We start from the raw sequence: 20,949 nt of genomic DNA, 5'->3' as shown, positions 1-20,949 counted from the left end.
CGGTTTGTCAATACTCGGGCAAGATTGTTGCGGTAGAGGAGACTGACGCCGTCCATGCACGCCAAGCCGACACCCCGACCGCGCCCCCTGACCCGACCGCGTCTGTACGAGCGACTGGTGGAGCGGCTGTGCGAGTACATCCGGGACGCCCGCCTGTCCCCCGGCGACCGCCTGCCCCCCGAACGCGAACTGGCCGTCACGCTCGGCGTGAGCCGCGCCTCGCTGAGCCAGGCCCTCGTGGCACTGGAGGTGCAGGGGGTCATCGAGGTGCGGCACGGAGACGGCGCCATCATCCGGCGCACCGTGGCCGAGGAGCAGGTGCTCGCGCTGCTCCGCGACCGCGACAACCGCCGCGCCGAGATCATCGAAGCCCGTCAGGCGCTGGAGGTCAAGCTCGCCGAACTGGCCGCCGAGCGCCGCACCGAGGCCGACCTCGCCGAGATCGACGCCGCCCTGGACCAGATGCGCGCCGAGATCCGCGCCGGCGACCGCGGGGTGACCGGCGACGAACGCTTCCACGCCGCCGTGACGCACGCGGCACGCTCGCGGCTGCTCTCCCGGATGATGGCGGAGATCTCGCCGATGATCACCGAGACCCGCGTGGAGTCGCTGTCCCAGCCGGACCGGCCGACCGCCTCACTCGCCGGGCACGAACGCATCGCCGCCGCGATCCGGGCCGGTGACCGGCAGCGCGCGGCCGACGCCATGCGCGCCCACCTGCTGCTGGTCTCCGACGTCAGCCCGCCGGCCACGTCCTGAGCGTCGGCCGGAAAAAGGGGCGGGTGGGGCGGTCCCCCACCGCCCCGCCCACCGCCGGGCCGTTCCACCGCCGAGGGCGCCTCGGACGGCCCCCGTGTGTCGTCCGGAGCTTCGGCACGGCGCTCCACCAGGGAGCACTACGGAACGTGTCCCGGTGACTCCACACCGTATCAGCGGCCTGAATCGGTTTCACGCGTCGATGCGTAACGGTTACCCGGCCACCGGCGACCGGGACATCGCCGAATCCGCCGTCTAGGGTGGCTGACATGAGCAAGCGTGATCCCGACAAGCCCGTCGTCCTGTCCAGGATCTACACCCGGGTCGGCGACGACGGCGGCACCGCCCTCGGCGACGGCAGCCGGACCGCCAAGACCGATCCCCGGCTGGCCGCGTACGCCGACGTGGAGGAGGCCAACGCCGCCATCGGCACCGCACTCGCGCTCGGCGACCCCCCGGACGACGTTCGCACGCTGCTCGGCCGGGTGCAGAACGAGCTGTTCGACGTGGGGGCCGACCTGTGCTGCCCCGTGGTGCCCGATCCCGAGTTCCCCCCGCTGCGGGTCGACGACGACTACGTGCGGCGGCTGGAGGACGCCTGCGACACCCACAACGCCGGGCTGCCCACCCTGCGCAGCTTCATCCTGCCCGGCGGCAGCCCGACCGCCGCGCTGCTGCACACCGCACGGGTGGTCACCCGCCGTGCCGAGCGCAGCACCTGGGCCGCCATCGAGGCGCACGGCGACTCCGTCAACCCCGTCACGGCGCGGTACCTGAACCGGCTGTCCGACCTGCTGTTCATCCTGTGCCGCGTGGTCAGCCGCGACACCGGCGAGGTGCTCTGGAAGCCCGGCGGTCAACGCTGAGTCGGGCCGGGCCCGCCAGCCGGGCGGGCCCGGCCCGGCTCACCCGGAGCCGTCCTGCCGGGCCAGCTCCGCCTCCACCGACGCCACCTTGCCGGTGATCCCGTCGGTGACGCCGTCGCGGATGTCGGCCTTGAGCACCAGGCTGACCCGGCCCGCGCCCTCGCCGGCGGCGGCGACGGCGCGCTTCACGACGTCCATGACCTCGTCCCACTCGCCCTCGACGGTGGTGAACATGGCGTCGGTACGGTTGGGCAGCCCGCTCTCACGGACCACCCGGACGGCGCGGGCCACCGCCGGAGCCACCGACTCGCCGACGCCCATCGGACTCACGGAGAATGCCACGATCATGGCTCCAGCCTAGGGCCACCCGCGCGTCCGGGACGGAGACGGCCCCCGGTCGCGCTCGCCGCCTCGTTCCCCTCGGCTCAGGACTGCCAGATCGTCCCCGGCGGCATGGACTCCAGCCAGGACAGGAAGCCGGTCAGCGCGCCCTCGGTCATGGCGAGCTCGTACTCCGGCCGCTCGGGGTCGGCGCCGGAGGAGCTCAGCCGGCCGACCTGGATGACCACCAGGTCGGCGGTCAGCTCGCGCAGATCCTCGGCAGTGGGGGCACGGCGGCCCATAACGACGAGACCGCGGCGCGACAGCTCTGCTGTCGGCCGCGGCCACAGGGAGAAGATCCGATACCAGCGCAACTCTTCCGTGCCGTAACGGGCACAGCCGATGCGCCAGGCCCGCCGCCGGGCGGTGCCGGAGCGCAGGTAACACTCCACGGCACCGCCACCGCGTTCCAGCGCGAAGCGGCGCACGATCACGGTGACGAGAGCCAGCAGCACCAGGACGAGCAGTGCGCACAGCAGCCATTCGGCGACCGGCACCCACGTTGTGCTGGACAGCGGCTCCCCCACTCTCACGTCCTGGTCGCGCTCAGGCCCGGACGGCCTCTCCGGCCGCCTCCAGCCGGCTGCGCGCGCGGGCGGCGCGTTCCTGCGCCTCGACGTTCTCCGCGCTGATGCCCTCGGCCTCGACCTTGGACAGCGCCTCCCGCGCACGGGCGACGTCGATGTCCTCGGCCAGCTCGGCGGTCTCGGCGAGGATGGAGACCCGGTTGTGCTCGGAGACGGAGATGAACCCCCCGTGCACCGCGGCACGGACCTCGCCGTTCTCCCGGCCGCCGAGGACCCGCACGACCGCGCCCGGCGCCAGCAGCGCCAGCACCGGGATGTGGCCGGGCTGGATGCCGATCTCGCCGTCGACCGTCTTGGCGATCACCATGTCGCCCTCGCCCGCCCAGAGCTCCCGCTCGGGCGAGACGAGCTCGACGAAAAGCTTCTTCGACACTGCCACAAACTCCTCCGGTAAAGGGCGGGAACCGGGAGAGAGGGGGCCCGGCGGCCGCGTCGGCGGCCGGTCCGGGCCCTCCTCCCGGTCCTGACTAGCCCTGCAGCGTCTTGGCCTTCTCGACGGCCATCTCGATGTTGCCGACGTCGAGGAACGCCTGCTCGGGCAGGTGGTCGTACTCGCCCTCGCACAGCGCCTTGAAGGAGGCGATGGTCTCCTCCAGCGGCACGAACACGCCCGGGTTGCCGGTGAACTTCTCGGCGACGAACATGTTCTGCGACAGGAACCGCTCCACGCGACGGGCGCGCTGAACGATGATCTTGTCCTCTTCGGAGAGCTCGTCGATACCGAGGATGGCGATCTGGTCCTGCAGGTCGTTGTTGCGCTGCAGGATCTGGATCACCCGCTGGGCCACGTCGTAGTGCTCCTGGCCGACGTACTGCGGGTCCAGGATGCGCGAGGTGGAGGCCAGCGGGTCCACCGCCGGGTAGATGCCCTTCTGCGAGATCGGCCGGGAGAGCTCGGTCGTCGCGTCCAGGTGGGCGAACGTGGTGGCCGGCGCCGGGTCGGTGTAGTCGTCCGCCGGCACGTAGATCGCCTGCATCGAGGTGATCGAGTGACCCCGGGTCGAGGTGATCCGCTCCTGGAGCAGACCCATCTCGTCGGCCAGGTTCGGCTGGTACCCCACCGCGGAGGGCATCCGGCCCAGCAGCGTGGAGACCTCGGAGCCGGCCTGGGTGAACCGGAAGATGTTGTCGATGAACAGCAGCACGTCCTGCTTCTGGACGTCCCGGAAGTACTCCGCCATGGTCAGGGCCGACAGCGCCACCCGGAGCCGGGTGCCCGGCGGCTCGTCCATCTGCCCGAACACCAGGGCGGTGTCCTGGAGGACCTCCATCTCGTCCATCTCCAGGAAGAGGTCGGTGCCCTCACGGGTCCGCTCCCCCACACCCGCGAACACCGACACACCGCCGAAGTTGCGGGCGATACGGGTGATCATCTCCTGGATGAGGACGGTCTTGCCGACACCGGCGCCGCCGAACAGACCGATCTTGCCACCGCGCACGTACGGCGTCAGCAGGTCGATGACCTTGATGCCGGTCACCATCATCTCGGTCTTCGACTCCAGCTGGTCGAAGGCCGGGGCGGGGCGGTGGATCGGCCACCGGTCGGTGACCTTCAGGCTGGACGTGGGCACGTCCAGCGACTCGCCCAGCGTGTTGAACACATGCCCCTTGACGACGTCGCCGACCGGGACGCTGATCGGCTCGCCGGTGTCGCGGACCTCGGCGCCTCGGACGAGGCCGTCCTGCGGCTGGAGGCTGATGGTGCGGACCAGGTTGTCGCCGAGGTGCTGGGCGACCTCAAGGGTCACCGTCGAGGTCTGGTCCCCGATGGTCACCTCGGTCTTGAGAGCGTTGTAGATCGCCGGCAGCGAGTCCGCCGGGAACTCCACGTCGACGACCGGGCCGGTGACCCGGGCGATACGGCCGGTGGCGGTGCCAGGCGCGGCCGTCCCTTCAACAGTCGCAGTCACTTCTCTACTCACTTCCCGCGCTGGCAGCAGCGAGGGCGTCGGCGCCGCCGACGATCTCACTGATCTCGTTGGTGATCTCCGCCTGGCGGGCCTGGTTGGCCTGGCGGGTCAGGTTCTTGACAAGGTCCTCGGCGTTGTCGGTGGCCGCCTTCATGGCCGCCCGCCGCGACGCCCACTGGGAGGCCGCCGACTCCAGGAGCGCGAAGTAGATCCGGTTCGTCACGTACTGCGGAAGCAGCCGGTCCAGCGCCTCCTCGGCGGAGGGCTCGAACTCGTAGAGCGGCAGGGCACGGCCCTTGTCGTCCACGAGCTCGGCGGCGTCGACTTCCTCCAGCTCCATCGGCAGCGCCCGGTGGGCGGCCGCACGCTGGGTCAGCATGGAGACGAACTCCGTCGAGACGATGTGGATCTCGTCCACACCGCCATCGGCGGTGTCCTGGATGAACCTCTCCATCAGGGCCGCGCCGACCTCCTTGGCGTCGGCGTAGGCCGGACGCTCGGTGATGCCCTCCCAGCTACGCTCCAGAGGCCGCTCACGGAACCGGTAGTAGGCCACGCCCTTGCGTCCCACCATGTAGGTGAGGACTTCCTTGCCCTGCTCGCGCAGGAGCTGGGTCAGGCTCTCGGCCTCCTTGATGGCGTTGGCCGAGTAGGCGCCCGCTTGCCCCTTGTCGGAGGTCACGACGAGGATCGCGGCCCGGGTCGGGTTGGCGGCCTCGGTCAGCAGCGGGTGGTCGCTGACGCGGCTGGCGAGCGCCGAGACCGCCCGGGTGATCTCCCGGGCATAGGGCCCGGCGGCCTCGGCCGCCCGCTGTGCCTTCGTGATCCGGGTGGCGGCGATCAGCTCCATCGCGCGGGTGATCTTCGCCATCGACTTGGTCGAGCGGATCCTCCGGCGATAGACGCGAAGCTGTGCTCCCATGAACTACTTCCCGCCGGTCTTGGCTACCTTGATGGTCTCCTGGCCGACCTGCTCCTCCTCCAGTGCCTCGGCCTCCTCCTCGGTGCCGAGGATGCTGCCGGAGCTGGTCTGGAAGGTCCGCTTGAAGTCGGTGATGGCGTCCTTGAGGGCCTGCGCGGTCTCGTCCTCGAACTTGCCGCTCTCGCGGATGTTGTCGAGAATCTTGCCGTGCTCACGGCCGAGGAAGTCCAGGAAGCCCTCCTCGAAGCGGCGCACGTCCTCCACCGGGACCTCGTCGAGCTGGCCGGTGGTGCCGGCCCAGATCGAGACGACCTCGCGCTCCACCGGGAACGGGGAGTACTGGCCCTGCTTGAGCAGCTCCATCAGCCGGGCACCGCGCTCCAGCTGGGCCTTGGACGCGGCGTCCAGGTCCGAGCCGAAGGCGGCGAACGCCTCCAGGTCGCGGTACTGGGCCAGGCCGACCCGGAGCGAGCCCACGACCTTCCTCATGGCCTTGGTCTGCGCGGCGCCGCCGACACGGGACACCGACACACCGACGTTGATGGCCGGCCGCTGGCCCTGGTTGAACAGGTCCGCCTCCAGGAAGACCTGGCCGTCGGTGATGGAGATGACGTTGGTCGGGATGTAGGCGGAGACGTCACCGGCCTTGGTCTCGATGATCGGCAGACCGGTCATCGAACCGGCACCCATGTCGTCCGACAGCTTGGCGCAGCGCTCCAGCAGCCGGGAGTGCAGGTAGAACACGTCGCCGGGGTAGGCCTCGCGGCCCGGCGGGCGGCGCAGCAGCAGCGACACCGCACGGTAGGCCTCGGCCTGCTTGGTGAGGTCGTCGAAGACGATCAGGACGTGCTTGCCCTGGTACATCCAGTGCTGGCCGATGGCCGAACCGGTGTAGGGGGCGATGTACTTGAAGCCGGCCGGGTCGGAGGCGGGCGCGGCCACGATGGTGGTGTACTCCATCGCGCCGGCCTCCTCCAGCGCGCCGCGCACGCCGGCGATGGTGGAGCCCTTCTGGCCGACCGCGACGTAGATGCAGCGGACCTGCTTCTCCGGGTCGCCGGACTCCCAGTTGGACTTCTGGTTGATGATCGTGTCGATGCAGACCGCGGTCTTGCCGGTCTGCCGGTCGCCGATGATCAGCTGACGCTGGCCACGGCCGATCGGGGTCATCGAGTCGATCGCCTTGATGCCGGTCTGCAGCGGCTCGTGCACCGGCTTGCGCTGCATGACGCTGGGAGCCTGCAGCTCCAGCTCGCGACGCTCGGTGGTCTCGATGTCGCCCTGGCCGTCGATCGGGCGACCCAGCGGGTCGACCACGCGGCCCAGGTAGCCGTCGCCGACCGGCACCGAGAGCACCTGACCGGTGCGGCGCACCGACTGGCCTTCCTCGATGCTGGTGAAGTCACCCAGGACGACGACGCCGATCTCGCCGATCTCCAGGTTCTGGGCCAGGCCCAGCGTTCCGTCCTCGAATTCCAGCAGCTCGTTCGCCATCGCCGAGGGGAGGCCGCCGACGCGCGCGATGCCGTCACCGGAGTAGGTGACGGTTCCGATCTCCTCGCGTGCGGCGGCGTCAGGCTCGTACGACTGGACGAAGCGCTGCAGCGCGTCCCGGATCTCGTCCGGCCGGATGGTCAGCTCCGCCATCTCACGTATGTCCTTGCTCTCGTTGGCGCCGCGTTCCCCGGCGCCGTGCGTCTTGCGGTTGCGTGGTTCGTCGCGTCAGCCGGCCAGGCGCCGCCGGACCTCTGCGATCCGCCCGGCGACGGTGCCGTCGATGACCTCGTCGCCCACGCGGATGGAGAGCCCACCCACGACCTCAGGCGCGATGTCGATGTTCAGGTGGATGGCCCGCCCGTACACCCGGGTCAGCACGGCCTCCAGCCGCGTCTGCTGGGCCTCGGTCAGCGGCACGGCCGTGCGCACCACGGCGACGTACCGCTTGGCGCGCTCGGCGACCAGGTGACCGAAGTGGTCCAGACCCTGTTCCAGGGTACGTCCCCGCGGCCGCGTCACCGCTTCGGTGACGAGGCACAACGTGGCGGCGTCGACCTTGCCCGAGAGCAGGTTCTCCACCAGGGTCCGCTTGTGCTCCACGGCGACGCCCTCGGTGGTGAGGGCGGCACGCAGCTCCGGCTCGGCGGCGACGATCCGGCCGAACCGGAACAGGTCGTCCTCCAGCTCACCGAGGCGCTGGGCGCTCTCGGCGGTGGCGACCGTCGCGAAGACGGCCGTCCGCTCGGTGGCGTCGACGAGGTCGCGGCCACTCGACCACTTGGCCTGGACGATGTCGCTGACCACGAGGACCGTGGCCGGCGACACCTTCGACTCCAGGAGGTGGCCGACGAGCCCGGACTTGCTCTCGGGCGCGTTGGCCTGGTCGGCCAGCCACCGGCGCAGGGAGTGCTCCTGCTCCAGGAGTGCCACGACCTCGAAGAGTTCGTGTCCCAGCGTGGCGGCGTTGGCCGAGGGCAGGATGGCGTCGAGACGACGCGTCACCTCGTCCAGCGACGTTCGGCTGACACCCCGCATCAGCGCACCTCGGCTTGCTGCTGCGCGCCCTCAGCCTGCTCCAGTTCCGCGAGGAACCGGTCGATGACGCGGCTCTGCGCGGCGCTGTCGCCCAGCGTCTCCCCGACGATGCGGCTGGCGAGGTCGGTGGACAGCCCCCCGATCTCGTTCCGCAGCTGGACCAGGGCCTGCTGGCGGTCGGCCTCGATCTGGGCGTGCGCCGCGTCCAGGATGCGGCGGGCCTCGACCTGGGCCTCCTCACGCGCCTCCGCGATGATGGCGGCGCGCTGCTCCTTGGCCTTCTCCAGCTCCCGGGCGTACTCGCGGTGCGCCTCGTCGAGCTTCTCGCGGTACTGCTGGCGAATCTCCTCGGCCTCGGCCTCGGCCTTCTTCGCACGCTCGATGCCACCCTCGATCTGGTTGGCACGCTCGTCCAGCGCCTTCGTCAGCCGCGGCCACATCTTGGTGACGACGCCGAGGATGATGAGGAAGGCGATGAGGCCGAAGGTGAATTCATCCCAGTGAATTCGCAGGATGTTCTCCTGCTCGGCTGCCATGATCACGGCTGGCATCCCTTCGCGCTCGTACTACTTCCGAATGGTCGGATCCGGCCCGATCAACCCGCCTGGATGAAGGCGAGAACGAAGCCGAGGATGGCGAGCGCCTCGATGACGGCCATACCGAGGATCATCTGACCCTGCAGGATGCCGCGGGCTTCGGGCTGACGGGCGATGGCCTGCACACCGAGACCGAAGATGATGCCGACGCCGATGCCGGGGCCGATGCAGGCGAGGCCGTAACCGATGGTGGCGAGGGTACCGGTCATTTCGATTGATCCTTTACTTTTTTGACATCAAACGCGCCGACGGGCCGATTGGTGCCGCCGAACTGACGTGAATTACCGGACTGGGGTCAACAGGGGGTGCGACCGACGGGTCAGTGCGCACCCTCGATGGCCTCACCGATGTAGAAGGAGGCCAGTAGGACGAACACATAGGCCTGCAGGCCCATGATGAACAGCTCGAAGGCGGTGAACACCAGGAAGCCGACCAGCGCCATGCCGGAGTAGCCCACCGAGACGACGCTGAGGATGCCACCGGCGTCCGGGTTGAACAGGTAGAACCCGGCCGCGGCGAACACGGCGAGCAGCATGTGGCCGGCGAACATCGTCGCGAAGAGCCGGACCGCGTGCGTCACCGGACGGAAGACGAAGTTGGAGATGAACTCGATCGGCACCAGGACCGGCAGGATCCAGCCGGGGGCGCCGGCCGGAACCAGCTTGCCCTTGAAGTGCCCCGCGAAGCCGTGTTCGCGGATGCCGATGTAGTTCCACAGCAGGTAGATGCTGAGCGAGAGCACCGCCGGGAAGGCGAGGTTGCTCGTCACCGGGAGCTGGGCGCCCGGAATGATGCCCATGACGTTCATCGTCAGGATGAACATGAACAGGGTGACCATGAGCGGCAGGTAGGCGTCGCCGCGCTTACCCATGCCGGGGCGGACCATCTGGTCGCGGATGAAGACGACCAGCATCTCGGCCATGCTCTGCCCACGGCCGGGGACGACCTTCGCCCGCCGCGTGGTGAACAGCCAGAAGCCGATGACCACGAGTACCGACACGACCAGCAGCGCCGTGTACTTCGTGATTCCGGAGGTGGCCGGAAGGCCGAAGTCGAGCCACGGCGTCGGGAAGAAGAGGCTTGTGGTGGGGGCCTCGAAGCCGCATCCGAAGTCGTTGAAGATATGCGGGTCCTCGCAGCCGTCCGCCGCGGCGGCCACCACAGTGCGCACGTCAGCACTCACGGCGAACCCTTTCGTCGTGACGCAACTCAATCCTCGATGTATTGGGCGGTGGCGCGCCGCTCACGCGGGAGCCGCACGGCACCGGTTTTGACGGTCAGGACCGGACGTACTGGGTGACGATCAGATAGATCGCGCCGGCCAGCCCCAGGATCAGGCCGATGGGCAGGAACACCGGCGTCTCGAACCCGAGCGCCCAGTCCGCCAACCAGCCCGCGCCGCCCCAGACGGCCAGCCCTCCCAGCAGGTACGAGACGACCGTCATTCCATCGGCGCGCGACTGCGGTTCCTGGTCGGCGCCCGGACGATCGTTCATCTCGCTCCGGAAGATAGCAGTAAGTGAACACCGTTCGCACATCACCCCGGACCGCCTCCGCGGCGGGGAACGGCACAGCTCGCCGGGTCACCGTCGATCCTCGACGGTACCGGTCCGCTCCGCCTCGGTCCCGTGCTCCGCGGCCGGGGACTCGGCGGGTTCGACATAGAGCCGACGGACCTTCATGCTGCCGATGGAGTGGCCGGTGAGCCAGGTGACGACGCAAACGGCGGCGGTGAGGGCGAACGCGTTCCCGTCGAACACCGTGGTCCCTCCGAAGAAGATCAGCACGATGCCCAGGACCACGACCTTGACGGTGTAGGTGGCCAGGCCGGCCATGAGGACCAGCGGTGGCCAGTTCTTGCCGACCCACGCCAGGACGATCGCGGATACGGCGAAGAAGACGATGACCAGAACCGTGCCCACAACCGCGCCCGTGAGCCCGTGCAGACCGGCCATGGCGAATGCGATGACCGATGCGATGGCGCCGACGACGGCGGTCGGAATCGCGGCGCCGCGGAGGATCCGGGCGTCGTGTTCCTGCATGAAGAAGCTCCGGTGCTGTTCGATGGGGTGCCTGCTCGTGAAAGCTATCACAAGGATTTTTGGACCCGATCCAGGGTGGCCTTTATGCCGGCCTTACCCCGGGGGTGAACTGCCCCAACAGCAGCGGTTTTGGTAATCGATGTCGGTTATGTCACCGCAGATCGGCGGCATCCACGGGTGAACCCCGAGCGAATCCGCGGCGCCTCGCCGGGCGGCGCGACCGTCAGGCGGCGGGCGTGTGGTCGGTACCGACCTCCCCCGTGTCGCTTCCCGTGTTCCCCGCCCTGGCGGCGCCCGCCCGGGCCGGTTCGCGGCGGCGGCGCAGCCGCGGCAGCGTGATGAGGCCCACCGCGCAGATCGCGACCATGACGGTCACCGTCAGCACGGTGAAGGGTGCGTTGAAGATCGACAGCGCCACCGACGCGAAGGCGATGATGGCCGCCCAGAGGTACATCAGCAGCACCGCCCGGGCGTGGGAGTGGCCCAGCTCCAGCAGCCGGTGGTGCAGGTGCTTCTTGTCGGGGGCGAACGGCGACTTGCCCGCGAGCGTGCGCCGCACCACGGCGAGCACCAGGTCGGCGAGGGGCAGCGCGAGCACCAGCAGCGGCAGCAGGATCGGCAGGAAGACCACCAGGCCGCCGGCGTTGAAGTCACGCGAGGCGTTGGCGTCGAACTGGCCGGTCACCGTGATGGTGATGGAGGCCAGCAGCAGGCCGATCAGCATCGACCCGGTATCGCCCATGAACACCCGGGCCGGGTTGAAATTGTGGAACAGGAAGCCCACGCAGACCCCGGCCAGGATGATGGCGATCATCGCCGGATACGACTGCCGGTCGAAGCCGCGATCCACGGCCACCACGTAGTAGTAGGCGAAGAACGCGAAGGCCGAGATGGCGACGATCCCCGCGGCCAGCCCGTCCAGGCCGTCGGCGAAGTTCACCGCGTTGATCGTGACCACGATCAACAGCACCGACAGGACGGTCCCCAGCTCCCGGCCGAGCAGCAGCGTGGTGCCCGGCAGCGGCAGCCAGAGGAGCTGCACCCCCTGCGCCACCAGGATGCCGGCGGCGGCGATCTGGCCGGCCAGCTTGGGGATGGGGCCCATGCCCCAGCGATCATCGATGATGCCGATGATCGTGATGAGCCCGCCGGCCACCAGCAGCCCGCGCCACGTGGGGCCGAGGAAGACCTGCTGGAGATGCGGCAGCTGCGCGGAGATGAGCAGCGCGGCCGCGAACCCGCCGTACATGGCGACACCGCCGAGCCGCGGGATGGGTTCGGTGTGCACGTCCCGGTCGCGGACCGGGGGCACCGCACCGAAGGCGATCGCGGCCCGCCGCACGAAGGGGGTCAGCAGGTAGGTGACCGCCACGGCGATGATGAACGTCAGCGCGTACTCACGCACGGCTTTTCCAGGAGCCTTCCATGGAACTTCCGCGCCGATCGAACGCGCCGGCACGGGACGGAGCTGAGGATGGGAACGACGCTAGCACTACTCCACCGTCGTTTTCCGCGTGATCCGCGAATGGCGGGAGCGGAATCGCGCACGGTGCGCACATCCACGGACACGCGACACGGTCGCCGGCCGGCCGGTCACCGGGCGCAGTGATGCCCGGGATCGTTCCCCACGGGGATGGCCTCCACCACGGCGGCCCGCCACGCACCGGCGTCGTCCGGGCGCATGGTGTGCCCCACCCAGAGGACGTCGCCGGGGCCGGGCCCGGAGCTCTCACCCCGGCCGCCGGTGGCCGGGGCGCCGGAGGCCGGCGCCCGGCCCCGGTCCAGGCAGGCGTCCACCTGCAGCAGGTCCGGAGCGTAACCGCCGACCTCGAAACCGTACAACACGTAACCGCCGGCCGGTGCCGGACCGTCCGGGGCGGCGGCCAGCCGTTCGCGCACATGGTCCGCGGCTGGGCTCCCCTCGTGGGTCCGGTCCAGCGCCGAGGTGTCCGCTCCCCCGGTGTACTCGCCCCGTAGGAGGGCCGCGTGCAGGTTCAGGACGGCGCGTACCGCGCCCCGGTAGTCGTAGACCACCCCGTCCACTTCCGCGGTCTCGGGCGGCGCCTCGGCGACGATGGTGACGCCGTCGGGTAGCGGCTCGTCGGGCCGCAACCGCTCCGGCACGGCTTCGGCGACGGAGCCGGCCGGCGGGTCGGCGGCGAGGCCGCAACCGGCCACGGAGGCCAGTGCGGCGAGGAGGGCCGGAACGGCCAGCGGCACCGGCCACGCGAAAGGACGGGCGCGCGGCCACGGTCCGCGGTCACTCCGCGCGGGCGTCCGCGCCAGGGCACGGTCCGCCGGGACCGGCCGCCGCCCTCCGGCGGCCCCTTCCGGGTGGTCCCGGGCGGGCGTCTCCCCTCTCTCCACCGTCCACCGCCTCGCAACGTCGGTACCGAACCGGGCGGCGGCATGCGGCTCCGTTCACCGTCACGGAGCCCGCACTCCGGCCACCGCCGGAGGACCGCACGCCGACGCGGGCGGCGGCGCCGGTCACCCGTCTTCCGGCTTCTTCCGCTCTTCGACGTCGCGGGCGGGTTCGGCGGTTCCCGCGGCGGCGGGAGCCGCGGCGGACCCGCCGTCCCCGGTCTCCGCCGCCGGTTCCGCCTCCGTGGCGGGCGTCGCCTCCGGCTGGGCGGCCGGCTTCTTGGACAGCCCGATCACCGTGCCGCACACCGCGCGCAGCCGGTCGATCGAGATGGCGCCGGCACGCAGCACGCGCGGCACCGCGTAGGTGAGGTCGATGATGGTCGACGGAACGGAGTCGGCGCACGGTCCGCCGTCGAGGTAGACGGCGATCCGGTCGCCGAGCTGCTCGGCGGCCTGCGCCGCGGTCGTCGCGGCCGGGCTGCCCGACAGGTTGGCGCTGCTCACCGCCATCGGGCCGACCTCCTTGAGCAGTTCCAGGGCGACCGGGTGCATCGGCATCCGGACCGCCACCGTGCCCTTGGTGTCGCCGAGGTCCCAGGACAGGCTGGGGGTGGCCGTGCAGACGATCGTGAGCGGACCGGGCCAGAACTCCTCGATCAGGTCCTGGCCGCGGGTTCCGAGGTCGTCGATGAGGGCGTGCGCGGCGCGCACCGACCCGACCAGGACCGGCGGCGGCATGTCCCGCCCCCGGCCCTTGGCGCCGAGCAGCCCGGCCACCGCGGCCGGGCTGAAGGCGTCGGCCCCGATCCCGTAGACGGTGTCGGTCGGCAGCACGACGAGCTCACCGCGGCGCACCGTGGACGCGGCGTCGGCGATGCCCTTCGTGCGCTCCTCGTCGTCGGCACAGTCGTAACTGCGGCTCACGCGAACTCACTCCTCCTGGCTGGTCGTTGCGCGCGGACGCCGCGGCCTGCGGCCGGCACGCGCCGCGTTCTGCGGGTCCGGAGTCCTCCGGGCCTTCAGGTCTCTCCGGTTCCCCTGCCCCGGACGGGGGCGCCCCATGGTCTCCGGGAACGTCCGAACGGCACCCTAGTCGTCGGCCCGGCGCATGACGACGAAGCGGTCGCGGTGCGCGAGGTCCTTACGGTTGCGCACGTCGCGCCAGCCCAGCTCCTCGGGGAACAGCCGCGGGATGTCGATGCCCTGGCCGTCCCCGTGCTCGATCGCCATGGCGCCGCCGGGGCGCAGCAGCCGGCGGCCGACGTGTTCCAGCTCCCGGATCATGTCCAGCCCGTCGTCACCGGACCACAGCGCCGGAGCGGGGTCGAAGTTGCGGACCTCGGGCGGAATCCGGTCGGCGTCCTGGGTGGGGACATAGGGCGGGTTGCTGATGAGCAGGTCCACCCGGCCGCTGAGCGCCGGCAGGGCCGTGCGCATGTCGCCGTGGTGCGCGGTCACCCGGTCGGCGTGGCCGCTCGCCTCGATGTTGCGGCACGCCCAGGCGAGCGCCTCCGGGTCCAGCTCGACCGCGTGCACGCGGGAGCGCGGCACCTCCTGGGCGATGGAGATGGCGATGGCGCCGGAGCCGGTCCCCAGGTCGACGACGAGCGGGTCGGCGACGTCCATGGCCCGCAACGTGTCGATGGCCCAGCCGACCATGATCTCGGTCTCGGGCCGCGGGACGAAGACGCCGGGCCCGACGCGCAGCTCCAGGTAGCGGAAGTAGGCGCGCCCGGTGATGTGCTGCAGTGGCTCGCGGGCCGCACGGCGGGCGACGCACTCCCAGTACAGCGCGTCGAAGTCGCCGTCGGCGACATTGTGCAGCTCCCCTCGACGAACGCCGTGCACGTACGCCGCCAGTTCCTCGGCGTCCGCACGCGGCGACGCGACCCCCGCCTCGGCCAACCGAAGCGTGGCCCGCGCGACCTCGTCGAGCAGGAAGTTCATTGCGACGCCTGCTCCAGCCTTTCCTTGGTGTCCGCCTCGATCAGGGCGTGCAGGACGCCGCTCAGGTCGCCGTCGAGGACCTGGTCGAGGTTGTAGGCCTTGTAACCGACGCGGTGGTCGGAGATGCGGTTCTCCGGGAAATTGTAGGTCCGGACCCGCTCGGAGCGGTCGACGGTGCGCACCTGGCTCTTGCGCTCGGCCTGTGCCTCGGCGTCGGCCGCCGCCTGGGCCTCGGCCAGCAGCCGGGACCGCAGGATGCGCAGCGCCTGCTCCTTGTTCTGCAGCTGGCTCTTCTCGTTCTGGCAGGACACCACGATGCCGGTGGGCAGGTGGGTGATGCGGACGGCGGAGTCGGTGGTGTTGACGCTCTGGCCGCCCGGCCCGGAGGAGCGGAACACGTCGATGCGCAGGTCGTTCTCGTGGATCTCGACGTCGACCTCCTCCGCCTCGGGCACCACGAGGACACCGGCGGCGGAGGTGTGGATGCGGCCCTGCGACTCGGTGACCGGCACCCGCTGCACGCGGTGCACGCCGCCCTCGAACTTGAGCTGCGTCCAGACGCCCTGGCCGGGCTCGGCACCCGCCTTGGCCTTGAAGGCGATGGTGATGTCCTTGTAGCCGCCCAGGTCGGAGTGGGTGGCGTCGATGACCTCGCTCTTCCAGCCCTGGCGCTCGGCGTAGCGCAGGTACATGCGCACCAGGTCGCCGGCGAACAGCGCGGACTCCTCGCCGCCCTCGCCCGCCTTGACCTCCAGGATGACGTCCTTGTCGTCATTGGGGTCGCGCGGGATGAGCAGCCGGCGCAGCCGCTCGACCAGCTCGTCGCGCTGGACGGCCAGTTGCTTGGCCTCCTCGGCGAACGACGAGTCCTCGGCGGCGAGTTCCTCGGCCGCCTCGATGTCGCTTTCGACCTGCCGCAGCTCACGGTAGGCGGCGATGACGGGGGTGAGCTGGGAGTACCTGCGCGCCAGTCTGCGGGCCAGCGAGGCGTCGGCGTGCACGGTGGGGTCGGCGAGCCGCTGCTCAAGTTCGTAGTACTCGCCCAGAAGGTCGTCCAGCTTCACTTCTCGTCAGTCCCGTCGATAGCGTCGGTTCGCCCGGCTCGCCGAGCGGGCGCGCGGCGGCGCCGCACGTCCCTGGTCACCGCCTAGTGCCACGGCGCCGGCCGCGGACACGTGCGTGTCCGGGCCGGCGCCGCCACGGGCAGGACGCTACTTGCGCTTGCCGTAACGGCTCTCGAAGCGGGCGACCCGGCCGCCGGTGTCCAGGATCTTCTGCTTGCCCGTGTAGAACGGGTGGCAGGCCGAGCACACGTCGGCGCGGATGGAACCGCTCGTGGCGGTGCTGCGGGTGACGAAGGTGTTGCCGCAGGTGCAGGTCACCGTGGTGACGACGTACTCGGGGTGGATGTCGGCTTTCACGTGGATCTCCTCGCTAGTGGCGGTCGCCGGACGCACGCGCAGCACGATGAGCGTGGCTGCTGTGTTCGGGCATGCGCGAACCGGTACCGCGGCGGTTCGATATACCAGTTTGCCAGACCTTGAAACCTCCCGTGTCCAGCCGGTATTCCCGCGCGCCCCGGTCCCGGCCGCGCGGGTTCACCCGGCCGACCCGGACCCCTGTTGCTGCTCCGGTCCGGTGACCTGCTCGCTGGGGAAGTCGCTGGGCGTCGGCTCCGGCCGCGCGCCGCCCTGGGGGCACATCGCGGTCTCGATGACGCTCCACGCCGGAGGGTCGGGGTTGGCGACGTAGCGGGCCTGGAACATCGTGAAGTGCCGCGTCTCGCTGTGCACCGTCCAGTTGCGGTACCCGGGGATGTTGCCGGAGTGCATCCACACCTCTTCCCCGCAGGACAGGGTGTAGTGCCGGGGGCCGAGTCCGTAGCCGTACCCGTCGTCGTCGGTCGCCTGGATGTCGAGCATTTCGGCGAGCATCGCGTCGTCGAGGACCTGTCCACCGAACAGCGCCGAGTAGAACCGGTTGACGTCGCTGACGGTGGAGACGAGCTGCGCGGTGCCGTACCAGCGGGTGGGGTTGAACTCGGTGATGTCGACCGGCTCGTGCGGGGCGCCGGGGTAGGGGCGCACCGCCAGGTAGGCGTGCATGACGGGCTCCGGCATCGCGGAGTCGCGCGGGATGTAGGTGTCCGACAGTTCGAGCGGTTCCAGGATGCGCCCGCGGATCACCTCGTCGTAGGGCTGCCCGGTGATCGCCTCGATGACCATCGCGACCAGCACGTAGTTGGTGTTGGAATAGGCGACATCGGTGCCCGGCTCGAAGACCGGACGCTCGGCGTTGGCGACCTCCACCAGTTCCTCGGGACGCCACACCCGGTCACGGTCGCCGAGCACGCTCGGCATGGCCCGGTTGAAGCTGAACACCCCGCTGGTGTGGCTCATCAGCATGCGCAGCGTGATGGCGTCGCCGCCCTCGACGACGCCGGGCAGGTGCTGCTCCACGGTGTCGTCCAGCCCGGCCCTGCCCTCACCGACGAGCTGAAGGAGCGCCGCCGCGGCGAACGGCTTGGACAGGCTGGCGATCCGGAAGTGCGCGCCGGGGTCGACGGGCTGCCCGGTGGTGCGGTCGGCGACACCGGCCACGCCGTTCCAGGTGTCGCTACCGCCCGCGTTGGTCTCGACGAGTTCGGCGACCGTACCGCTGGAGCCTTCCGCGACCACCTCGTTGAGCGCCCGTTGCAGCCGGACGCGCTCGGACGGGGAGATCCGGGGCGGCGGCGGGGGCTCCTCCCTGGGGGCGGGCGATTGCGTGGCTTCTGAGGCGGATCCGGGCTCGATCCACTCCAGCGGGTGGAGGGCGGGCGTCAGGATCGCCAGTCCGGCGGCCGCCGCGACCACGCCCGCGACTACGGCCCCGCGTTTACTGACCATCGCCAGGAATCGAAGCACGGAACCCCTGATTTGGCGAACACTCCGGAGCCGCCCGATCCGTCCGGGACGGGGGGATCGCGGGGCCGGGGCGACGGTGTGCAAGCGGGCGTAGAAGGAGCGCCGTCGCTGCCCACGGGGGTCGTCGCGCGCGCCCGCGCCGGGCGGACGCCCGGCGGGACCGGTGACGGGCGCCATCACCGGCCCGAACAGCGTGACCAGTTTCACGAAGCAGCGGAGGTGTGAAACGGGGGTCTGACGGGAATTAGGCGGCCTTTTCCGCGGCCCGTCCGGCGCGGCGCACCATGACCGCGGCCCCGCCGAGGACCGCGAGCACGCCCAGCAGCAGGGCCGCGCCGAGGTTGGCGCCCACCCCGTAGACGGCCAGGTAGGTCACCGCGCCGGCGAGCAGCAGGTAGTAGCCGAGCGGGATCAGCGTCTGCCGGATCATGTCGCCCTCCCGCCCGGCCAGCCCGACCACGGCGGAGGCGGCCACGACGTTGTGCACCGTGATCATGTTCCCGGCGGCGCCACCGACCGCCTGGGCGGCCACGATGGTCTCCGGCGGCACCCCGATCCGCTCGCCGGTGGCGAACTGGAAGAGCGCGAACATCAGGTTGGACACGGTGTTGCTGCCCGCGACGAACGCCCCCAGCGCGCCGATCCACGGCGCGAACACCGGCCAGGCGCCCCCGGCGAGCGACGCCGCGCCCTCGGCGAGGGTGAGCGGCATGCTGGCAAGGTCGGTGGCCCCGAACTCCGCTCCGCTGTTGATGAAGACGCGCACCAGCGGCACCGCGAACAGCAGCGCCACCGCGGCCCCGGCGATCTGGCCGCCGGCCATCCGCCATGACGCGGCGATCCGCCGGCGGCCCATCCGGTGCAGGGCGAACGTCGCCAGGCTCACCAGGATGAAGACGCCGCCCGGCGAGTACAGCGGCTGGACCGCCTCGCCGATCGAGGTGCCGAAGATGTCGTCGGCGCCGACCCGCACGGCGGTCAGCGCGTCGGTGACCGGCGGGACGGTCCGGGTGAGCACCAGCAGTGCGGCGACGGCGAGGTAGGGCGTCCAGGCGCGCAGCAACCCGATCCTGCGGGCGTCCTCCCCGGCGGCCTCGTCGCCCGGCCCCGGGTCGAGGGAGCCGCTCCACCGTGCGGGCCACTGTTCCCGCGGCGGGAAGTCCCACGTGGTCCGGGGCAGCAGGAATCCTCGGCGGGCGGCGGCCACCACGATGAGCAGGCCGGTGAGGCCGCCGAGCAGGGAGGTGAACTCCACCCCGAGGAAGGCGTTGTACAGGACCGAGGGAACGGTCAGCGCGAAGGCGGAGAACAGCGCGAACGGCCAGACGCGCAGCCCCGCCGCGACCCCACCCGGTCCGCCGTAGTAGCCGCACAACATGCAGCACAGGAAGACCGGGACGAGCGTGCCGCACACCGCGTGCAGCAGCACGGTCTGCAGGCCGATCTCGGCCACCAGTCCGGGGGTGGTAAGGCCCAGCTCGGCGGCCCGCGCGGCTGCCTCCGGCGCCCCTTCGAGGCCGCCGGCCACGCCCACGAGGATCGGGGTGCCGACCGCGCCGAAGCTCACCGGGGTGCTCTGGATGACGAGCCCGACCATCACCGCGGCCATGGCGGGGAACCCGAGCGCGAGGAGCAGCGGGGCGACGACGGCCGCCGGTGTGCCGAACCCGGAGGCGCCCTCGATGAAGCCGCCGAACAGCCATCCGATGATGACCGCCTGCACCCGCCGGTCCGGGCTGATTCCGGTGAAGGTCGCCCGGATGGTCTGGATCGCGCCGCTCTTGGTGAGCGTGGCGAGCAGCAGCAGGGCGCCGAAGATGATGTACAGCAGCCCGCCCGCGAGGATGAGCCCCTGCAGGGTCGACGCGGCGATCACCACCCAGTCGACCCGCCAGACCAGCGCGGCCACCGCCACGACGACGAGGTAGCCGACCGGCATGGCGTACTTCGCCGGCCAGCGCAGCCCGACGAGCAGCACTCCCACGACGAGGATCGGCGCCAGCGCGACCAGGCTGAGCAGCGCGAGGTTGTCCATCCGGCGGCCTCCTGGGGGTTGGAGTGCACGGCTGGTTACTGGTTGAAAGGTAAACCGGTGACGGGGGCGACGTAAAGCCGTGATCGTGACTCAGGGCACATTCACGCCCGGAAATCCAGATTCGGACTGCGCCGTAAACAGTAAATCGCGCCCGACTTCACCACTCTTCACGCGTTGCGCCCAATTGGTCGCGGTGCGGAGTGGCCGCCGCGCCGCTATGGTGATCGCGTCGCTGGGCCACGCGGCACAGAAAGCGGTAGTGACCTTGGCACATAACAAGTTATGCTGTCCGCATGGCGATCAAGCGACTGACTGTCAGTATCCAGGAGGAACTCATGGAGAAGATCAAGGAGGCGGCCGGAGACGAGAGCGTCTCAGGCTGGGTCTCCGAAGTCCTGACTCGCCACCTCGAAGAGCGTGAAGGCGAGCGCTTGTGGGCGGACTTCGTCGCGGAGGTGATGGCACGGACGACGGCCGAGGAGGAGGATCGCTACCAGGAATTGCTCGCCCGGGACGAGGTCTGGCGGCGCCACTCCGAAGCGATCGAGGCGCAGAGGCGGGGCGTCGCGTGAGCGCACACGGATACGTTCTCGACTCCGGCGTTCTCATCGCGATCGAGAAGGGCCGCTCCGAGTGGGTACGGTTCTTGGATCGGTCGCGCCGCATGGGAGATCGGCTGCTGGTGTCGGCCGGTGTCGTCGCCCAGGTGTGGCGCGCCGAACCGAACCAGGCACGGATCGGCTGGTTGCTGAAACTCCGCAACGTCGAGGTCGTGTCGATCGACGGCAAGGGCGCACGGCTCATCGGGCACATGCTGCGCGACTCCGGAACCAGTGACATCGTCGACGCTCACGTCACTCTGCTGGCGTTCGAGACCCGCTGGCCGGTGCTCACGTCCGATCCGCACGACCTCCGCAAGCTCCATCCGGACATCAGGATCCAAGAGGTCTGATCACCGGGAGCGCCGAGGCGTCCCTCCCCAGTGAAGGTGGGGAGGGACGCCTCCTGCATTATCGCCGCCGGTGCTACCCCGTGGCGGCGGAGCGCGAAAAAAATGCGGGTCCGTTGCCCTTCCCCCGTGGGAAGGGCAACGGACCCCGAT

General features: G+C 70.5%; 24 protein-coding genes. 4 read left to right on the top strand and 20 right to left on the bottom strand.

Going from position 1 to position 20,949, the window contains the following annotated elements; genetic code table 11:
- Positions 1-54: 54 nt before the first annotated feature.
- Both ACFQRF_RS04105 and ACFQRF_RS04100 read left to right on the top strand, forming a co-directional pair.
- A complete protein-coding gene (locus ACFQRF_RS04105; protein ID WP_379868898.1) occupies positions 55-759 on the top strand; it encodes a FadR/GntR family transcriptional regulator in 705 nt (234 codons plus the stop codon).
- A 266-nt stretch (positions 760-1,025) separates the two neighbouring features.
- Positions 1,026-1,622 (top strand): cob(I)yrinic acid a,c-diamide adenosyltransferase, encoded by a 597-nt coding sequence (locus ACFQRF_RS04100; RefSeq protein WP_379868897.1) that lies wholly within the window; start codon positions 1,026-1,028, stop codon positions 1,620-1,622.
- Between the two features lie 39 nt (positions 1,623-1,661).
- Here the strand turns inward: ACFQRF_RS04100 and ACFQRF_RS04095 are convergent, their stop codons facing one another.
- The 20 genes from ACFQRF_RS04095 to ACFQRF_RS04000 form a co-directional block, all read right to left on the bottom strand.
- Positions 1,662-1,970, bottom strand: coding sequence for an MTH1187 family thiamine-binding protein (locus ACFQRF_RS04095; protein WP_379868895.1), 309 nt, complete (start codon positions 1,968-1,970; stop codon positions 1,662-1,664).
- 77 nt (positions 1,971-2,047) lie between these two features.
- Complete coding sequence (locus tag ACFQRF_RS04090; protein ID WP_379868894.1) at positions 2,048-2,530, bottom strand: DUF2550 domain-containing protein; 483 nt, start codon at positions 2,528-2,530, stop codon at positions 2,048-2,050.
- Between the two features lie 19 nt (positions 2,531-2,549).
- On the bottom strand, positions 2,550-2,963 hold the full coding sequence (locus tag ACFQRF_RS04085) for a F0F1 ATP synthase subunit epsilon (protein WP_379868892.1): 414 nt from the start codon (positions 2,961-2,963) through the stop codon (positions 2,550-2,552).
- Positions 2,964-3,057: 94 nt separating this feature from the next.
- Positions 3,058-4,500 carry a F0F1 ATP synthase subunit beta gene (gene atpD / locus ACFQRF_RS04080; protein ID WP_379868891.1) on the bottom strand — a complete coding sequence of 481 codons (1,443 nt, stop codon included), beginning with the start codon at positions 4,498-4,500 and terminating at the stop codon, positions 3,058-3,060.
- 4 nt (positions 4,501-4,504) lie between these two features.
- Complete coding sequence (locus tag ACFQRF_RS04075) at positions 4,505-5,422, bottom strand: F0F1 ATP synthase subunit gamma (protein ID WP_379868889.1); 918 nt, start codon at positions 5,420-5,422, stop codon at positions 4,505-4,507.
- A gap of 3 nt (positions 5,423-5,425) precedes the next feature.
- Positions 5,426-7,069: a F0F1 ATP synthase subunit alpha gene (gene atpA, locus ACFQRF_RS04070; protein ID WP_379868887.1), complete on the bottom strand. Its 1,644-nt coding sequence runs from the start codon at positions 7,067-7,069 to the stop codon at positions 5,426-5,428.
- 75 nt (positions 7,070-7,144) lie between these two features.
- Positions 7,145-7,954 (bottom strand): F0F1 ATP synthase subunit delta, encoded by an 810-nt coding sequence (locus ACFQRF_RS04065; protein WP_379868886.1) that lies wholly within the window; start codon positions 7,952-7,954, stop codon positions 7,145-7,147.
- Entirely contained in the window at positions 7,954-8,490 is a 537-nt protein-coding gene (locus tag ACFQRF_RS04060; protein ID WP_379869043.1) for a F0F1 ATP synthase subunit B, read from the bottom strand. Before ACFQRF_RS04060 ends, ACFQRF_RS04065 begins: the two co-directional genes overlap by 1 nt.
- A 59-nt stretch (positions 8,491-8,549) precedes the next feature.
- Positions 8,550-8,759 (bottom strand): ATP synthase F0 subunit C, encoded by a 210-nt coding sequence (gene atpE / locus ACFQRF_RS04055; protein ID WP_181874303.1) that lies wholly within the window; start codon positions 8,757-8,759, stop codon positions 8,550-8,552.
- 110 nt (positions 8,760-8,869) lie between these two features.
- Positions 8,870-9,733, bottom strand: coding sequence for a F0F1 ATP synthase subunit A (gene atpB / locus ACFQRF_RS04050; protein WP_379868885.1), 864 nt, complete (start codon positions 9,731-9,733; stop codon positions 8,870-8,872).
- 94 nt (positions 9,734-9,827) lie between these two features.
- Positions 9,828-10,046 (bottom strand): AtpZ/AtpI family protein, encoded by a 219-nt coding sequence (locus ACFQRF_RS04045; RefSeq protein ID WP_379868883.1) that lies wholly within the window; start codon positions 10,044-10,046, stop codon positions 9,828-9,830.
- A gap of 87 nt (positions 10,047-10,133) precedes the next feature.
- On the bottom strand, positions 10,134-10,592 hold the full coding sequence (locus ACFQRF_RS04040; protein WP_379868881.1) for a hypothetical protein: 459 nt from the start codon (positions 10,590-10,592) through the stop codon (positions 10,134-10,136).
- A gap of 223 nt (positions 10,593-10,815) precedes the next feature.
- Entirely contained in the window at positions 10,816-11,997 is a 1,182-nt protein-coding gene (locus tag ACFQRF_RS04035; protein WP_379868880.1) for a glycosyltransferase family 4 protein, read from the bottom strand.
- Positions 11,998-12,185: 188 nt separating this feature from the next.
- A complete protein-coding gene (locus ACFQRF_RS04030; protein WP_379868878.1) occupies positions 12,186-12,812 on the bottom strand; it encodes a hypothetical protein in 627 nt (208 codons plus the stop codon).
- A gap of 270 nt (positions 12,813-13,082) precedes the next feature.
- Complete coding sequence (locus tag ACFQRF_RS04025; RefSeq protein WP_379868877.1) at positions 13,083-13,883, bottom strand: L-threonylcarbamoyladenylate synthase; 801 nt, start codon at positions 13,881-13,883, stop codon at positions 13,083-13,085.
- A gap of 165 nt (positions 13,884-14,048) precedes the next feature.
- Entirely contained in the window at positions 14,049-14,906 is an 858-nt protein-coding gene (gene prmC / locus ACFQRF_RS04020; RefSeq protein WP_379868876.1) for a peptide chain release factor N(5)-glutamine methyltransferase, read from the bottom strand.
- Positions 14,903-15,970, bottom strand: coding sequence for a peptide chain release factor 1 (gene prfA, locus ACFQRF_RS04015; RefSeq protein ID WP_379868874.1), 1,068 nt, complete (start codon positions 15,968-15,970; stop codon positions 14,903-14,905). Before prfA ends, prmC begins: the two co-directional genes overlap by 4 nt.
- A 147-nt stretch (positions 15,971-16,117) precedes the next feature.
- On the bottom strand, positions 16,118-16,327 hold the full coding sequence (gene rpmE / locus ACFQRF_RS04010) for a 50S ribosomal protein L31 (protein ID WP_379868873.1): 210 nt from the start codon (positions 16,325-16,327) through the stop codon (positions 16,118-16,120).
- Positions 16,328-16,504: 177 nt separating this feature from the next.
- The gene (locus ACFQRF_RS04005; RefSeq protein ID WP_379868871.1) at positions 16,505-17,794 is read right to left on the bottom strand and encodes a serine hydrolase domain-containing protein; all 1,290 of its coding nucleotides are present in this window, start codon (positions 17,792-17,794) and stop codon (positions 16,505-16,507) included.
- Positions 17,795-18,056: 262 nt separating this feature from the next.
- Positions 18,057-19,847 (bottom strand): L-lactate permease, encoded by a 1,791-nt coding sequence (locus ACFQRF_RS04000; RefSeq protein WP_379868869.1) that lies wholly within the window; start codon positions 19,845-19,847, stop codon positions 18,057-18,059.
- Positions 19,848-20,140: 293 nt separating this feature from the next.
- On the opposite strand from ACFQRF_RS04000, the gene ACFQRF_RS03995 reads away from it, so the two are divergent.
- Together ACFQRF_RS03995 and ACFQRF_RS03990 are read left to right on the top strand one after the other, a co-directional pair.
- On the top strand, positions 20,141-20,419 hold the full coding sequence (locus ACFQRF_RS03995; protein WP_379868867.1) for a hypothetical protein: 279 nt from the start codon (positions 20,141-20,143) through the stop codon (positions 20,417-20,419).
- The gene (locus ACFQRF_RS03990; RefSeq protein ID WP_379868866.1) at positions 20,416-20,799 is read left to right on the top strand and encodes a PIN domain-containing protein; all 384 of its coding nucleotides are present in this window, start codon (positions 20,416-20,418) and stop codon (positions 20,797-20,799) included. Before ACFQRF_RS03995 ends, ACFQRF_RS03990 begins: the two co-directional genes overlap by 4 nt.
- Positions 20,800-20,949: the final 150 nt, after the last annotated feature.

The organism is Marinactinospora rubrisoli (genome assembly GCF_042664915.1).
GTDB classification, from domain to species: domain Bacteria; phylum Actinomycetota; class Actinomycetes; order Streptosporangiales; family Streptosporangiaceae; genus Marinitenerispora; species Marinitenerispora rubrisoli.
The sequence above is the reverse complement of the archived record's forward strand: the minus strand, read 5'-3'. Positions and strand labels throughout refer to the sequence as shown.

Bases quoted from the DNA above. Each gene is read 5' to 3' on its own strand.
- ACFQRF_RS04105 (WP_379868898.1), top strand. From the start codon at position 55: ATGCACGCCAAGCCGACACCCCGACCGCGCCCCCTGACCCGACCGCGT.
- ACFQRF_RS04100 (WP_379868897.1), top strand. From the start codon at position 1,026: ATGAGCAAGCGTGATCCCGACAAGCCCGTCGTCCTGTCCAGGATCTAC.
- ACFQRF_RS04095 (WP_379868895.1), bottom strand. From the start codon at position 1,970: ATGATCGTGGCATTCTCCGTGAGTCCGATGGGCGTCGGCGAGTCGGTG.
- ACFQRF_RS04075 (WP_379868889.1), bottom strand. From the start codon at position 5,422: ATGGGAGCACAGCTTCGCGTCTATCGCCGGAGGATCCGCTCGACCAAG.
- atpA (WP_379868887.1), bottom strand. From the start codon at position 7,069: ATGGCGGAGCTGACCATCCGGCCGGACGAGATCCGGGACGCGCTGCAG.
- ACFQRF_RS04065 (WP_379868886.1), bottom strand. From the start codon at position 7,954: ATGCGGGGTGTCAGCCGAACGTCGCTGGACGAGGTGACGCGTCGTCTC.
- ACFQRF_RS04060 (WP_379869043.1), bottom strand. From the start codon at position 8,490: ATGGCAGCCGAGCAGGAGAACATCCTGCGAATTCACTGGGATGAATTC.
- atpE (WP_181874303.1), bottom strand. From the start codon at position 8,759: ATGACCGGTACCCTCGCCACCATCGGTTACGGCCTCGCCTGCATCGGC.
- ACFQRF_RS04045 (WP_379868883.1), bottom strand. From the start codon at position 10,046: ATGAACGATCGTCCGGGCGCCGACCAGGAACCGCAGTCGCGCGCCGAT.
- ACFQRF_RS04040 (WP_379868881.1), bottom strand. From the start codon at position 10,592: ATGCAGGAACACGACGCCCGGATCCTCCGCGGCGCCGCGATTCCGACC.
- prmC (WP_379868876.1), bottom strand. From the start codon at position 14,906: ATGAACTTCCTGCTCGACGAGGTCGCGCGGGCCACGCTTCGGTTGGCC.
- ACFQRF_RS04005 (WP_379868871.1), bottom strand. From the start codon at position 17,794: ATGGTCAGTAAACGCGGGGCCGTAGTCGCGGGCGTGGTCGCGGCGGCC.
- ACFQRF_RS04000 (WP_379868869.1), bottom strand. From the start codon at position 19,847: ATGGACAACCTCGCGCTGCTCAGCCTGGTCGCGCTGGCGCCGATCCTC.
- ACFQRF_RS03995 (WP_379868867.1), top strand. From the start codon at position 20,141: ATGGCGATCAAGCGACTGACTGTCAGTATCCAGGAGGAACTCATGGAG.